The sequence below is a fragment of the Xanthomonas sp. BRIP62418 genome (assembly GCF_003993495.1).
Classification (GTDB): Bacteria; Pseudomonadota; Gammaproteobacteria; order Xanthomonadales; family Xanthomonadaceae; genus Xanthomonas; species Xanthomonas euroxanthea.
Genome location: NZ_QEZG01000030.1, coordinates 38720 through 51573, shown reverse-complemented (window position 1 = coordinate 51573; position 12854 = coordinate 38720). Strand labels below are relative to the sequence as shown.

At 67.9% G+C, this 12854-nt stretch carries 10 protein-coding genes; all 10 read left to right on the top strand.

Annotated features, from left to right (window positions below; genetic code table 11):
• Nucleotides 1–1844 (top strand): copper-translocating P-type ATPase (locus tag EO174_RS07185; RefSeq protein WP_234830965.1); only part of this gene is annotated, 1844 nt, incomplete at its 5' end.
• Nucleotides 1845–1888: 44 nt separating this feature from the next.
• On the top strand, nt 1889–2311 hold the full coding sequence (locus EO174_RS07180) for a hypothetical protein (protein WP_049404632.1): 423 nt from the start codon (nt 1889–1891) through the stop codon (nt 2309–2311).
• 323 nt (nt 2312–2634) lie between these two features.
• Nucleotides 2635–3828, top strand: a complete 1194-nt coding sequence (locus tag EO174_RS07175) for a TolC family protein (protein ID WP_325049814.1) — start codon at nt 2635–2637, stop codon at nt 3826–3828.
• Nucleotides 3825–5237 carry an efflux RND transporter periplasmic adaptor subunit gene (locus EO174_RS07170; protein ID WP_126941347.1) on the top strand — a complete coding sequence of 471 codons (1413 nt, stop codon included), beginning with the start codon at nt 3825–3827 and terminating at the stop codon, nt 5235–5237. The genes EO174_RS07175 and EO174_RS07170 overlap by 4 nt, the downstream gene beginning before the upstream one ends.
• A 1-nt stretch (nt 5238) precedes the next feature.
• A complete protein-coding gene (locus EO174_RS07165) occupies nt 5239–8388 on the top strand; it encodes a CusA/CzcA family heavy metal efflux RND transporter (RefSeq protein ID WP_049404640.1) in 3150 nt (1049 codons plus the stop codon).
• 172 nt (nt 8389–8560) lie between these two features.
• Complete coding sequence (locus EO174_RS07160; protein ID WP_017357196.1) at nt 8561–9073, top strand: MerR family transcriptional regulator; 513 nt, start codon at nt 8561–8563, stop codon at nt 9071–9073.
• Nucleotides 9070–9384: a DUF2933 domain-containing protein gene (locus tag EO174_RS23335; RefSeq protein ID WP_065427866.1), complete on the top strand. Its 315-nt coding sequence runs from the start codon at nt 9070–9072 to the stop codon at nt 9382–9384. Before EO174_RS07160 ends, EO174_RS23335 begins: the two co-directional genes overlap by 4 nt.
• Before the next feature lies 1 nt (nt 9385).
• On the top strand, nt 9386–10051 hold the full coding sequence (locus EO174_RS07150) for an isoprenylcysteine carboxylmethyltransferase family protein (protein ID WP_017357195.1): 666 nt from the start codon (nt 9386–9388) through the stop codon (nt 10049–10051).
• Nucleotides 10048–12435 (top strand): heavy metal translocating P-type ATPase, encoded by a 2388-nt coding sequence (locus EO174_RS07145; RefSeq protein ID WP_049404642.1) that lies wholly within the window; start codon nt 10048–10050, stop codon nt 12433–12435. Before EO174_RS07150 ends, EO174_RS07145 begins: the two co-directional genes overlap by 4 nt.
• The gene (locus EO174_RS07140; RefSeq protein WP_126941345.1) at nt 12432–12785 is read left to right on the top strand and encodes a hypothetical protein; all 354 of its coding nucleotides are present in this window, start codon (nt 12432–12434) and stop codon (nt 12783–12785) included. The genes EO174_RS07145 and EO174_RS07140 overlap by 4 nt, the downstream gene beginning before the upstream one ends.
• The last annotated feature ends 69 nt before the right edge of the window (nt 12786–12854 follow it).

Below are 12854 nucleotides of genomic sequence, written 5' to 3'. Positions count from 1 at the left end.
GCAACCGCAGCCCGAACATGTTCACCCTCATCGGGATTGGCGTTGCGGCCGCCTTTGGCTACAGCCTGGTCGCCACGCTGGCACCCGGCTTGTTCCCACCGTCGTTTACCGAACATGGGCGCGTCGGGGTGTACTACGAGGCGGCGGCGGTGATCGTTTCGCTGACCCTGCTCGGCCAGATGCTGGAACTGCGGGCGCGCTCGAAAACGTCCGCGGCGATCAAGGGCCTGCTTGGCCTGGCGCCGAAGGAAGCCCGGCGGGTCAACGCCGACGGCACCGAGGAAGACATCCCGCTGACCCACGTCCACGTCGGCGACCACCTGCGCGTGCGTCCCGGCGAGAAGGTGCCGGTGGATGGCGAAGTGGTGGAAGGCCGCTCCAGCGTCGACGAGTCGATGCTCACGGGTGAACCGATTCCGGTCGAGAAGACCGCAGGCGACCAGGTCATCGGCGCGACCCAGAACGGCACCGGCGCGCTGGTGATCCGCGCCGCCAAGGTGGGCTCCGACACCGTGCTGTCGCAGATCGTGCAGCTGGTCGCGCAGGCGCAGCGCTCCCGCGCGCCGATGCAGCGGATGGCCGATATCGCGGCCTACTGGTTCGTGCTCGCGGTGCTGGCGATCGCGGTGGCCACCTTCTTTATCTGGGGCTCCTTCGGTCCGGAGCCGGCCTGGACCTTTGCGGTGCTCAACGCGGTCTCGGTACTGATCATCGCCTGCCCCTGCGCGCTGGGCCTGGCGACGCCGATGTCGATCATGGTCGCCACGGGCAAGGCGGCGCAGGTGGGCGTGCTGTTCCGCGACGCCGAGGCCATCGAGCACATGCGCCGCATCGACACCCTGATCGTCGACAAGACCGGCACCCTCACCGAGGGGCGCCCCGCCTTCAAGGAAGTCGTGGCCTTCGAGGGCTTCGACGCCGACCGGGTCTTGCACCTGGCCGCCAGCCTGGACCAGGGCAGCGAGCACCCGCTGGCCGACGCCATCGTCGCCGAGGCTCGACGCCGGAACTTCGAGTTCGACCGCGTGGAGGACTTCGACTCGGTGACCGGCATGGGTGTGCGCGGGTCCGTGGCCGGCCATGCGCTTGCGCTGGGCAATACCGCGCTCATGGACGACCTGGGCGCCAATCCCGCTGCGCACGTCGACGTGGCCGAGCGGATGCGCCGCGAGGGCGCGAGCGCCATGTTCCTGGCCGTGGACGGGCGCCTGGCGGGGCTGGTCGCGGTTGCCGACCCGATCAAGGCGTCGGCCGCGGCGGCCATCAACGAGCTCCACGCCGCCGGGCTGCGCATCATCATGGCCACCGGCGACGGGCTCACCACCGCACGGGCCGTGGCCACCGAGCTGGGCCTGGACGAGGTGCATGGCGAAGTCCGCCCCGAGGACAAGGCCGAGCTGGTGCAGCGCCTCAAGCGCGAAGGCCGGCGGGTGGCGATGGCGGGCGACGGCATCAACGACGCCCCGGCGCTCGCCGCGGCCGACGTCGGCATCGCCATGGGCACGGGCACCGACGTCGCGATGTCCAGTGCCCAGATCACCCTGGTCAAGGGCGACCTGCGGGGCATCCTGCGCGCCCGGAAGATCTCCCAGGCCACCGTGGCCAACATGAAGCAGAACCTCACCTTCGCGTTCCTCTACAACGCGCTGGGGGTGCCGGTCGCGGCCGGGGTGCTCTACCCCGCATTCGGGATCTTGCTGAGCCCGATGGTCGCGGCGCTTGCGATGAGCTTGAGCTCGGTGTCGGTGGTGGCCAACGCCCTTCGCCTTGCCAAGTCGGCCGCCGTATCGTCCTCGCCGACCACATCTGTGCCGCGCCAGCCCCTGGGCCTGGCCAAGGATTGACTTGGATCAATTGCATCGGTTCCAGTAAGAGGTAAGCTCACGCCATGGTCCGCATCCGCCATCGGAACTTGTTCCAGCGCACCGCCCTCCTCGCGATGGTGGCCCTGCTCTGGTCCCAGTTCGCGCTCGCAGGCCATGGCGATTGCCTGGATCTCCCAGTCACGCCGGCGGCGTTTGTCGCTGCCGCCACCGACACCCGACACGACCATGGCCACGGCTGCGATGCCGAGCTCCCCTCAGCGAGCAAGGCAGTGTGCGACGCGCACTGCACCGAGGGTGACATCTCGGCGGACAGTGGGCGCATCCCTTCGATTCCGCCGCTGCTGGCCGAAGCCTGGTTCTCCTGGCTTGCGATCGCCGCGATTGCGGATGCTGCGCCAGGTGTCACGGCTACATGGGTGGATTCGCCGCCCAGACCCGCCTGGCACCGACCTACCGCCCATCCAGCGGCACTCCTGCTGATCTGATGCCTGGACGCTGACTGCTCCGCACGTCTGTGCGGCGCAGTCCTGTGCGTTCGCGCCGTGGCTGCGTCACGGCATGTGTTCCTGCCCTCGTCCGAGCGACCTGCGTCGCGTCGGCCCAAGGACACTGATATGGCATCCCCGTTCGACCGACTGCCGGCCAGGCGCCTGCACCCTCGCCCTCTGTCCCGCCGTCTGCCACCGCTCCGGCACCTTCTTGCCGGCGTGCTTGCCGGCGCCTTGTGGGCCCTGGCGCTGCCGGTGACCGCCACCGAACCCGTCCCGGGGCAGCCTTGGCATCCAGCTTTTCCACCGCGCTCTGGGTCATGCCCTCCACCGGTGCCTTGCTGACCCGAAGCCTCGAGTCGATCCGCGCCTGGGTTCTGGAACACAACCCGGAATTGCGGGCCATGGACTTCGAGGCCCAGGCCGCCGAAGCACGGATCCAGCCAGCGGGCGCCCTACCCGACCCGACGGCTTCCCTTGGATTCCGCGGCCTCGATCCGGACAAGCCCTGGCGCTCCGCCGGTGCCGAGCGCGAGGTCAACTACGCGCTGCGCCAGCGCCTCCCGCTTTGGGGCAAGCGCGCCCTGGCGCGGACCGCGGCCAGCCAGGACGCGGTCGCGGTCGGACTCGATCGCCTCACCACTGCGCGCGACTTGCTGGCCGACGCCGAGGCGGCCTACGCACGCTACTGGCATGCCGACCAGGCCGTGGCCGTGCTTGATCGCCGCATCGCCCTGCTCCGCCAGGTGGAAGAGATGGCCGGCGTGCGCTACGCCCTGGGTCGCGCGGCGCAGCAGGATGCCATCCGCGCCCAGGTCGAGCAGACCAGCCTCCAGCGCGAGCGGATCGAACGCCTCGCGACCAAGCAGGAGGCGGCCGCCACCTTGAACGCGGTGCTGGGGCGCCGGTCCGATGCACCGCTGGCGACTCCCGACGAGGCGCCGCGCCTCGCCGTCCACAGCGCCTCGCTTGCCGAGGCACTGGATGACGCCGATGCGCATCCCGCGGTGCGCTCGCAGCAGGCTCGCGCCGAGGCGGCGCGCACGAACGTGGTACTGCAGCGTCGCAACCGCTTTCCCGACATCACCCTGGGCGTGGGTGCGATGCAGTTCGGCAACGGCATCGAGAGCACCGAGCTGATGTTCGAGGTCGAGATCCCGTTCCAGCAGCGTGCCCGCCGCGAGCGCGAGCGCGAATCGCGCCTGCTCGAAGACGCAGCGCTTGCCCGCAGGGACGCCACGCTGCGGGCCGTCGAGGAACGCGGCGCTTCCGCCTGGTCGCAGTGGACCAACGCGCGCGAGCGTCGCGGACTGATCGAGAACACGCTGCTGCCGCAGGCCGACGCCACCTGGCAGTCCGCCCTGGCCAGCTACCAGGTCGGTGAAGTCGACTTCGGGACGCTGCTGGAAGCACTCAATGAATGGCAGGGCGCCGACCTCGCACGGGTCGATGCACTGCGTGACGAACTGTTGGGCGCCGCCGCCGTGCGCGCCATCGAAGGAGAGATCCGATGACCCTCGTCCAGACCCTGTCGCTCGCCATCGGCGTTGCACTCGCCGCCCTCGCCGTCGGCTGGATTGCCGGCCGCGCCACGAACGACTCCCCGACCGCGGGCACGTCGATCGACGGCCCGGCCGCAGAACGCAAGGTGCTCTATTACCGCAATCCCATGGGCTTGGCGGACACGTCGCCGGTGCCGAAGAAGGATTCGATGGGTATGGACTACGTCCCGGTCTATGCCGACGACGCACCGCCGGCGGCACCGGGCACGGTGGTGCTGCCGCCGGACAAGGTGCAGGCGCTGGGCGTGCGCACCGAAGCGGTCAAGCGCGGAGCCCTGTCCGCTACCGTGCGCACCAGCGGCACGGTCGAGGTCGACGAGACCCGGCAGTACGCGATCGCCCCGCGCTTCGAAGGCTGGGTGGAGCGGCTGTACGCGAACCAGACCGGCATGCGGGTCAGCGCCGGGCAGCCGCTGCTCTCCGTCTACAGCCCGCAGCTGGCCGCGGCGCAGCAGGAATACCGGCTGGCCGACGAGACCGCCCGCAGGCTGGCCGGGTCCGATCCCGCGAGCGCGGCGTCGATGGTCCGCCTGCGCGATGCCGCCCGCACCCGCCTGCGCAACTGGGAAATCAGTGACGCGCAGATGGGCAAGACGGGCCTGGTGCTCACCGCGCCCGCGGACGCGGTCGTGATCGAGAAGCCGGTGGTCCAGGGCGCGCGTTTCGAGCCCGGCGAAACCATCCTGCGCCTGGCGGACCTGTCGAAGGTGTGGGTGATCGCCAAGGTGCCGGCGGCGCAGGCCGCGGGTATCCAGCCCGGCCAAACGGCCCGCTTTGAAACCGTGGCCCTGCCGGGCCAGGTGGCCGAGGGCGAGGTCACCTTCGTGCAGCCCGTCATCGATGCGATGACGCGCACCGTGGATGTGCGCATCGCCCTGCCCAACCCCGCTGGCGACCTGCGGCCCGGGCTGTATGGGACGGTGGTGCTGGAGGAGCCGGGGGCTGGACCGGTCCTGACCGTTCCGCGCTCGGCCGTGCTCGACAGCGGCACGCGCCAGGTGGTGCTGGTCGAGACCGGCCCTGGCCGCTTCGCACCGCGCGATGTCAGCCTGGGGCGGCGCGGCGGCGATCGCATCGAGATCCTCGACGGCCTGACCGAGGGCGAGCAGGTCGTGGTCTCCGCCAACTTCCTGATCGACGCCGAAAGCAACCTGCAGTCGGCACTCCAGGGTCTTGAGGGTCACACAGGACACGGCGCGCCTTCGGGCACCGCTGAGGATCCACACGCCGGGCACGGCGAGGACGCCGCCGACCCGCACGCAGGTCATGGTGACGAGGCCTCTGATCCGCACGCCGGTCATTCCATGCCGGCTACCCCGGAAGAGACTCCGCCCGCCCCCACCGGCCACGAGGGGCACTGACATGCTTGGCCGTCTCGTTGAATGGTCGGTGCGCAACGTCTTCCTGGTGCTGCTGATGGCGCTGGCGATTGTCGCCGGTGGCATCTACGCACTGATGAACACGCCGCTGGACGCACAACCGGATCTGTCGGACGTGCAGGTGATCGTGTTCACGGAGTACCCGGGGCAGGCGCCCCAGGTGGTCGAGGACCAGGTCACCTATCCGCTGACCAGCGCCCTGCTCGCGACGCCGAAGTCGAAGGACGTCCGCGGCTTCTCGTTCTTCGGCGCCTCCTTCATCTACGTCATCTTCGAAGAAGGCACGGACCTGTACTGGGCGCGCTCGCGCGTGCTCGAGAACCTCAACGTCGCGTCGAAAAACCTGCCGGCTGGCGTGGCACCGGCACTGGGACCCGACGCGTCCGGCGTGGGCTGGGTCTACCAGTACGTGCTGCAGAGCGACCGCCACTCGCTGGACGAGCTGCGCGCGATGCAGGACTGGTACCTGCGTTACCAGCTCACCACCGCGCCCGGCGTGGCCGAGGTCGCCAGCGTCGGCGGCTTCGTGCGCCAGTACTCGATCACCGTCGATCCGGTCCGGCTGCGCGAGTTCGACATCCCGATTTCACGCGTGTCCGAGGTGATCGCCGAGAGCAACCGCGACGTCGGCGGCCGCGTGATCGAGATGGCCGAGACCGAGTACATGGTGCGGGGCCGCGGCTACCTGCGCGGTATCGAGGATATCGAGAGCCTGGTTCTGCGCGCCGAAGGGGGCGCACCGGTGCTGATCGGCGACGTCGCCCGGGTCGAACTGGTACCCGATGAGCGCCGTGGCATCGTCGACCTGGACGGCGAAGGCGACGTTGTGGGCGGGATCGTCATTGCGCGCTTCGGCGAAAACGCCCTGGCCGTGATCGGGGGGGTGAAGGACAAGATCGCCCAGCTTGCGAGTGGACTCCCCGAGGGCGTCAGCGTCCAGGCGGTCTACGACCGCTCCGATCTCATCGTGCGCGCGATCAAGACGCTACGCACGACGCTGCTCGAGGAGAGCCTGATCGTCGCACTGGTGTGCCTGGTATTCCTGTTCCATGCGCGCAGCGCGCTGGTCGCGATCGTCATGCTGCCCGTCGGCGTGCTGATCGCGGTGATCGCGATGCGCATGCTGGGCATGAACTCCAACATCATGAGCCTGGGCGGCATCGCGATCTCGATTGGCGTGATGGTCGACGCGGCGATCGTGATGATCGAGAACGCGCACAAGCACATCGAGCGCTCCGACGGCTCCCGCAGCCGGACCCAGCTGATCATCGATGCCTGTCGCGAGGTCGGGCCGGCGCTGTTCTTCAGCCTGATGATCATCACCGTCTCGTTCCTGCCCGTGTTCGCCCTGGAGGCTCAGGAAGGTCGCCTGTTCAAGCCGCTGGCCTTCACCAAGACCTTCGCGATGGCCGGTGGCGCGCTGTTGTCGATCACGCTGGTACCGGTACTCATGCTGCTGTTCGTGCGCGGCAAGATCGTGCCCGAGCACAAGAATCCGGTGAACCGGTTCCTGGTTGCGGCCTATCGGCCGGTGATCAACGTCGTTCTGCGGCATCGCATGGCCACAATCATGTTTGCGTTGGCCGCCCTGTTTGCAAGCCTGTGGCCTGCATCGCGGCTGGGCAGCGAGTTCATGCCAACCCTCAACGAAGGCACGCTGCTGTACATGCCCGCGTCGCTTCCGGGCATGTCGGTGACCAAGGCCTCGGAGCTGCTGCAGCAGCAGGACCGGATCATCAAGGGCTTCCCGGAAGTGGAGTCGGTGTTCGGCAAGGCGGGCCGTGCCCTGACGGCCACCGATCCCGCACCGCTGGAGATGTTCGAGACCGTCATCAACCTCAAGCCCGAGGACGAATGGCGGGACGGCATGACCACCGACAAGCTCATCGCCGAGATGGACGCGGCGCTGAAGTTCCCGGGCGTCGCCAACTCCTGGACGATGCCGATCAAGGCGCGCACCGACATGCTGGCCACCGGCATCCGCACGCCCGTGGGCATCAAACTCTTCGGCACGGACCTTGAGCAACTCGACGCGCTGGCCACCGAGATCGAAGCCGTGGTGCGCGAAGTGCCGGGCACGACCAGCGCGTTCGCCGAACGCCTGACCGGCGCCTACTACCTCGACATCACCCCCGACCTTGGCAGCCTGGCCCAGTACGGCGTCACCCTGGGCGAGGTGCAGAACGTGGTGGCCGCCGCGCTGGGCGGCGAGATCGTCACCACCATCCTCCAGGGCCGCGAACGCTTCAGCGCGATCGTGCGCTATCCCCGCGAACTCCGCGACGATCCGCACCGGATAGGCAGCCAAGTCCTTGTGCCGGTGCCCGGCGGCGCCCAGGTGCCGCTGGGCGAACTGGCGCGGATTGAGGTCAGGAAGGGTGCGCCGAGCATCCGCACCGAGAACGCGATGCTGGCGGCGTACATCTACGTCGACACCCGAGAGAGCGATCTCGGCCGCTACGTGAAGGCTGCGCAGGAAGCGGTCACCGAGCAGGTGCAGTTCCCGCCTGGCTACTACGTGACCTGGAGTGGACAGTACGAATACATGCAACGTGCCGCGGAGAAGATGCGTGTCGTCGTTCCGGTGACGCTGGCGCTGATTTTCCTGCTGCTGTACCTCAACTTCCGCCGTGTCACCGAGTCGCTGATCGTGATGCTGTCGGTGCCCTTCGCACTGGTCGGTGGCATCTGGCTGATGTGGATGCTCGACTACAACACCAGCGTCGCGGTGATCGTGGGCTTCATCGCGCTGGCCGGCGTCGCCGCGGAAACCGGCGTGGTGATGCTGATCTACCTCGACCACGCACTTGAAGCGCGTGCCGCGCAGAGGCAGGCCGAAGGCCGGGCACTGGATTCACGGGACCTGCGCGAGGCCATCATCGAAGGCGCGGTCGACCGCGTGCGCCCGAAGATGATGACCGTGGTCGCGATCATGGCGGGCCTGCTGCCCATCATGTGGAGCAGCGGTACTGGCTCGGAAGTCATGCGCCGAATCGCTGCGCCGATGGTAGGTGGCATGGTGTCTTCGACCATCCTCACCCTGGTCGTGATCCCGGCGCTGTACTCGCTGATCAAGCAGCGGCAGCTGGCCAGGAAGCCGCACCCCTCCTCCGCACTACCCAAGGAGAAGTAGTGATGGGGCCGTTCAACGCAGGCAGGGACCGACGGCTCATGCAACTGTGGCCGCGAACATCCGTCCGTCCACGGCCAATTCGCGCGTTACTGGCTTCGCCCACCGCAAGGCCGGTTGACCTGTGTGCGAGACACAGGTCTAGCCTGATCAACACCTCGCCGGGAGCAAGCCGATGACGACCAAGGAAGAAGTGACGCTGCCGCTGATGACGGTCCGCCAGCTGGCACGGCAGGGCGATGTCACGGTGCATGTGGTGCGCAACTACCTGCGGCGCGGTCTGTTGCAAGCGGCCACGCATACCGAGGGCGGCTACCAGTTGTTCTCCACCTCGGAGCTCCTTCGCCTGCACTTCATTCGCACGGCGCAACACCTTGGCTTCACGCTGGGGGAAATCGAGGAAATCATCCACCACAGCCTGCTGCGACATAGTCCCTGTCCGCTTGTGCGGGACATCATTCGGCGCAGGCTCGACGACACCCGCCAACAACTGGACAGGCTGCTCGCCATGCACGGACGAATGGAGCGTGCCATCCACGCCTGGGCGGAGCTTCCGGACTCCATTCCGACTGGCGATGACGTCTGCGCATTGATCGAATCTGTTGCCGCTGCTGAAGGCGGCGGGTTCGTCAAGTCCACCCCCCGGCGACTTCTTGGACGCCGCCCCACAGAGGAGAATTTGCCATGACAGCCTCCAGTCCTGCCCCCTCAGGCTCCCGACGCTGGGTCTTCTGGATCTTCCTGGCGCTGGCCGTGTTCTATCTCGCCGTCGAGCACCGCGCCCACCTTGGGGGGACGCTTCGCTGGTTGCCCCTGGCCATCCTGCTGCTATGTCCCTTGATGCATGTGTTCATGCACAAGGGGCATGGCGGTCATGGAGGTTCCGGAAGTCATGGGCGCGACGGCAATGCCGACGACACACCCCATGGCCAGCATGAGAGCCGTAGCAAGCGGGCACTGAACGACGAAACGTCCGACACCTCGAACGGAGGGCACTGACATGCAGGCACCCGACTCCGGCTACGGTCTTTGGCTCCTCGCCGCCATCAACGCCGCGTTCTTCATCTTCTTCGCCTGGAGCTTCTACAAACCGCTGACCCGTTGGGACTGGCGTGGGTTCGGTATGTTCTCCGCCTTCGTCGTGGCCCTGTTCGCGGAAATGTATGGCTTCCCGCTGACGCTGTACGTCCTGGGCGGCTGGCTCAGCGCCAACTATCCGCAGGTGGACTGGCTGAGCCATGACGCGGGCCATCTGCTCGAGATGTGGTTCGGCTGGCGCGCCAACCCGCATTTCGGCCCATTCCACATCGCAAGCTTCGTCCTGATCGGCGGCGGCTTCTGGCTGCTGTCGGCCGCCTGGCCGGTGCTGTATCGGGCACAGCGTGAAGGCCGGCTCGCCCGCGAGGGCGTGTATGCGCGCATGCGTCACCCGCAGTACGTCGCCTTCCTGCTCGTGCTGACCGGTTTCCTGCTGCAGTGGCCCACGCTGCTCACGCTCGCCAGCTATCCAGTGCTCGTGTGGGCCTATGCCCGCCTGGCGCGTCGTGAGGAAAAAGACTGCTTGAGCCGCTTCGGCGACGACTACGTCCGCTACATGCAGGAAGTGCCGGCCTTCATCCCGCGACGCCGGCGCGGCCCCGCTCCATCCCAAGGAGAAACCCGATGACGCACGTCCACAAACCCACTGTGCGCACGCGCACCTGGCCCATCGGCGACATGGTGAGTGCCGGCTGCGCGCGCACGCTGGAGAAGGCCGTGGCCGCGCTGCCTGGAGTCAACGCCACCAGCGCGAATTTCGCTACCGCGACCCTGCAGGTGTCCTACGACCCGGCCCGCCTGTCGGCGGGCGCGGTCGCCACCGCGATCCGCGACTGCGGCTTCCAATGCAACGCGCCGATGCCCGATGCCGACCCCGCCGCAGGCGCGCACGCCCATGCTGCGCATGCCGGGCACGGACAGGAATTGGCCGCAGAGCGCCCCGCTGACGCCCACGCCGGCCACGGCGATGACGCCACGGATGCCGGGGGCCACGACGCCCATGCGGGCATGAACCACGGCAGCGATCTGCACGCCGCGGCGCGCGACATGGGCCGCCGCTTCCTGGTCGCCCTCGCCTTCGCGATCCCGGTATTCGTGTGGTCGCCCATGGGCGGGCTGATAGAGCCGCCGCCGGTGCCGTTCGGACTGCGCGAGAACGTCTGGTTGTTCCTGCTGGCGACCGGCGCCGTGCTGTATCCGGGCTGGCCATTCTTCAGCGCCGCGATCCGGTCCCTGCGACGGGGTGTGCTGGACATGGCGGTCCTGGTGCTCCTGAGCGTGGGCACAGGTTACGGTTTCAGCATCGCGTCGACGTTCTTCTTCGACGGGCCGAACTTCTACGAGGCCTCGGCCGTCCTGCTGACCTTCGTCCTGCTTGGCCACTGGCTCGAGATGCGGGCTCGCGCCGGCGCCTCGGACGCCATGAAAGCGCTGCTGAAGCTGTCCCCACCCCGCGCGGTCGTCCGGCGCGAGGGGCAGGAGCTCGACATTCCCACCGCTGAAGTGCTGGTCGGCGAGACCGTGATCGTGCGGCCCGGGGCGAAGATCCCGGTCGATGGCATCGTGACGGAAGGCAGCTCTCAGGTCGACGAATCCATGCTGACCGGCGAGTCGATGCCGGTGCGCAAGGATCCCGGAGAGTCCGTCGTCGGCGGATCGATCAACAAGAGCGGCGCATTCGCCTACACCGCCACCAAGATCGGCAGCGACACGGCACTGGCGCAGATCATCAAGCTGGTCCAGACCGCGCAGAACTCCAAGGCGCCCGCGCAGCTGCTCGCCGACCGCGCCTCGCAATGGCTGGTGCTGGCTGCGATCGTGATCGGGCTGCTGACCTTCGCGGTCTGGTTCTGGTGGCTGGGACAGCCGCTGCTGTTCGCGCTCACGCTGACGATCACCGTCTTCGTCATCGCCTGCCCCGATGCACTCGGTTTGGCCACGCCGATGGCGATCATGATCGGCACTGGCCTGGGGGCACGACACGGCATCCTCTTCAAGCATGCCGAATCGATTGAGAAGAGCGCACGCCTGGACGTGGTGATCTTCGACAAGACCGGCACCCTGACGGTCGGCGCCCCCGAGGTGGTCGACATGGCGGTCGCGCCGGGCTGGACGCAGGAGCGGTTGCTGGCCGCGGCCGCCGCGGTCGAGGCGCACTCCGAGCACCCGCTGGCGCAGGCCATCCTGAAGCGTGCCGGTCCGGTAGCCGAGCGCGCTACCGCGTTCACCAACATCGATGGCCAGGGCGCTACCGGCGTGGTTGACGGGGTGCAGGTGGTGCTGGGCAACCGGATCCTGATGGTCGAGCACGGCATCGACCTCTCGGTATTGGAAGCGGAGGCTGCGCGCCTCACCGGTGCCGGTCGCACGGTGATCTATGCCGGGGTGGGTGACCGGCTCGCAGGCTTCTTCGCGATTGCCGACGCGATCCGGGAGACCTCGCGCGCGGCCATCGACGAATTGCACCGGCGCAACATCAAGGTGGCGATGATCACCGGCGACAACCGCCCCACGGCCGAGCGCGTGGCACAGGACCTGGGAATCGACATCGTGCTGGCCGACGTGCTGCCGGGCGGCAAGGCCGATGAGGTCATCAAGCTGCAGTCGCAGGGCCTCAAGGTCGGCATGGTGGGCGACGGCATCAACGACGCACCGGCGCTCACCCAAGCCGACGTTGGGTTCGCGATCGGCGCCGGCACCGACGTCGCCATCGAGAGTGCCGACATCGTGCTCATGCACAGCGACCCTTATGACGTCGTTCGCGCGACCACCATCGCCCACGCCACTCTGCGCAAGATGCATCAGAATCTGGGCTGGGCCGTGGGCTACAACGTGCTGGCCTTTCCGCTGGCGGCCGGTGTGCTCTATCCGTTCGTGCTGTCGCCAGAAATCGCCGCGCTGTCGATGTCGGGCAGTTCGGTGATCGTCGCCCTCAACGCGTTGCTGCTCAAACGCCTTCCACTGGCGGATGCCGCCACCCCTCGCAGCCCATCTAAGGAGTCCACACCATGAATACGGTCACACACGTCGCCCATTCCAGACCCCGAGGTACCAATCGCAGCCATTGGGTCGCCGCACTGGCCCTCGCGCTCGCGTTCGCATTGCCGGGGGTCGTCTCCGCGAACGAGGGTGGGTTCCGCCACAACGTGTTGATGCGCGGCCAGGTGCTGGAAAAGCAGGACGGAACGCTTGTGGTCTGTGTCGGGCAGGCCGACGGTGCCCAGGTCGGGCAGGTGCTGGACGTGATCCGGCACAAGCGCCGTATCCGGCATTCGCGGGGCCGGCGGTCCACGCTACCGCCGCGAGAACGTTGGCCAAGTGCGCATCGTCGAACTGTTCGACAGCCACTACGCGGAGGCTGAAGTGATCTCCGGGAGCCCCAAGGTCAACGACACAGTGGAGCTGATCCGCCCCTGACAGGCGCGCGGGCG

Bases quoted from the DNA above. Each gene is read 5' to 3' on its own strand.
- EO174_RS23335 (WP_065427866.1), top strand. From the start codon at position 9,070: ATGACAGCCTCCAGTCCTGCCCCCTCAGGCTCCCGACGCTGGGTCTTC.
- EO174_RS07170 (WP_126941347.1), top strand. From the start codon at position 3,825: ATGACCCTCGTCCAGACCCTGTCGCTCGCCATCGGCGTTGCACTCGCC.
- EO174_RS07140 (WP_126941345.1), top strand. From the start codon at position 12,432: ATGAATACGGTCACACACGTCGCCCATTCCAGACCCCGAGGTACCAAT.
- EO174_RS07150 (WP_017357195.1), top strand. From the start codon at position 9,386: ATGCAGGCACCCGACTCCGGCTACGGTCTTTGGCTCCTCGCCGCCATC.
- EO174_RS07180 (WP_049404632.1), top strand. From the start codon at position 1,889: ATGGTCCGCATCCGCCATCGGAACTTGTTCCAGCGCACCGCCCTCCTC.
- EO174_RS07145 (WP_049404642.1), top strand. From the start codon at position 10,048: ATGACGCACGTCCACAAACCCACTGTGCGCACGCGCACCTGGCCCATC.
- EO174_RS07175 (WP_325049814.1), top strand. From the start codon at position 2,635: ATGCCCTCCACCGGTGCCTTGCTGACCCGAAGCCTCGAGTCGATCCGC.
- EO174_RS07165 (WP_049404640.1), top strand. From the start codon at position 5,239: ATGCTTGGCCGTCTCGTTGAATGGTCGGTGCGCAACGTCTTCCTGGTG.
- EO174_RS07160 (WP_017357196.1), top strand. From the start codon at position 8,561: ATGACGACCAAGGAAGAAGTGACGCTGCCGCTGATGACGGTCCGCCAG.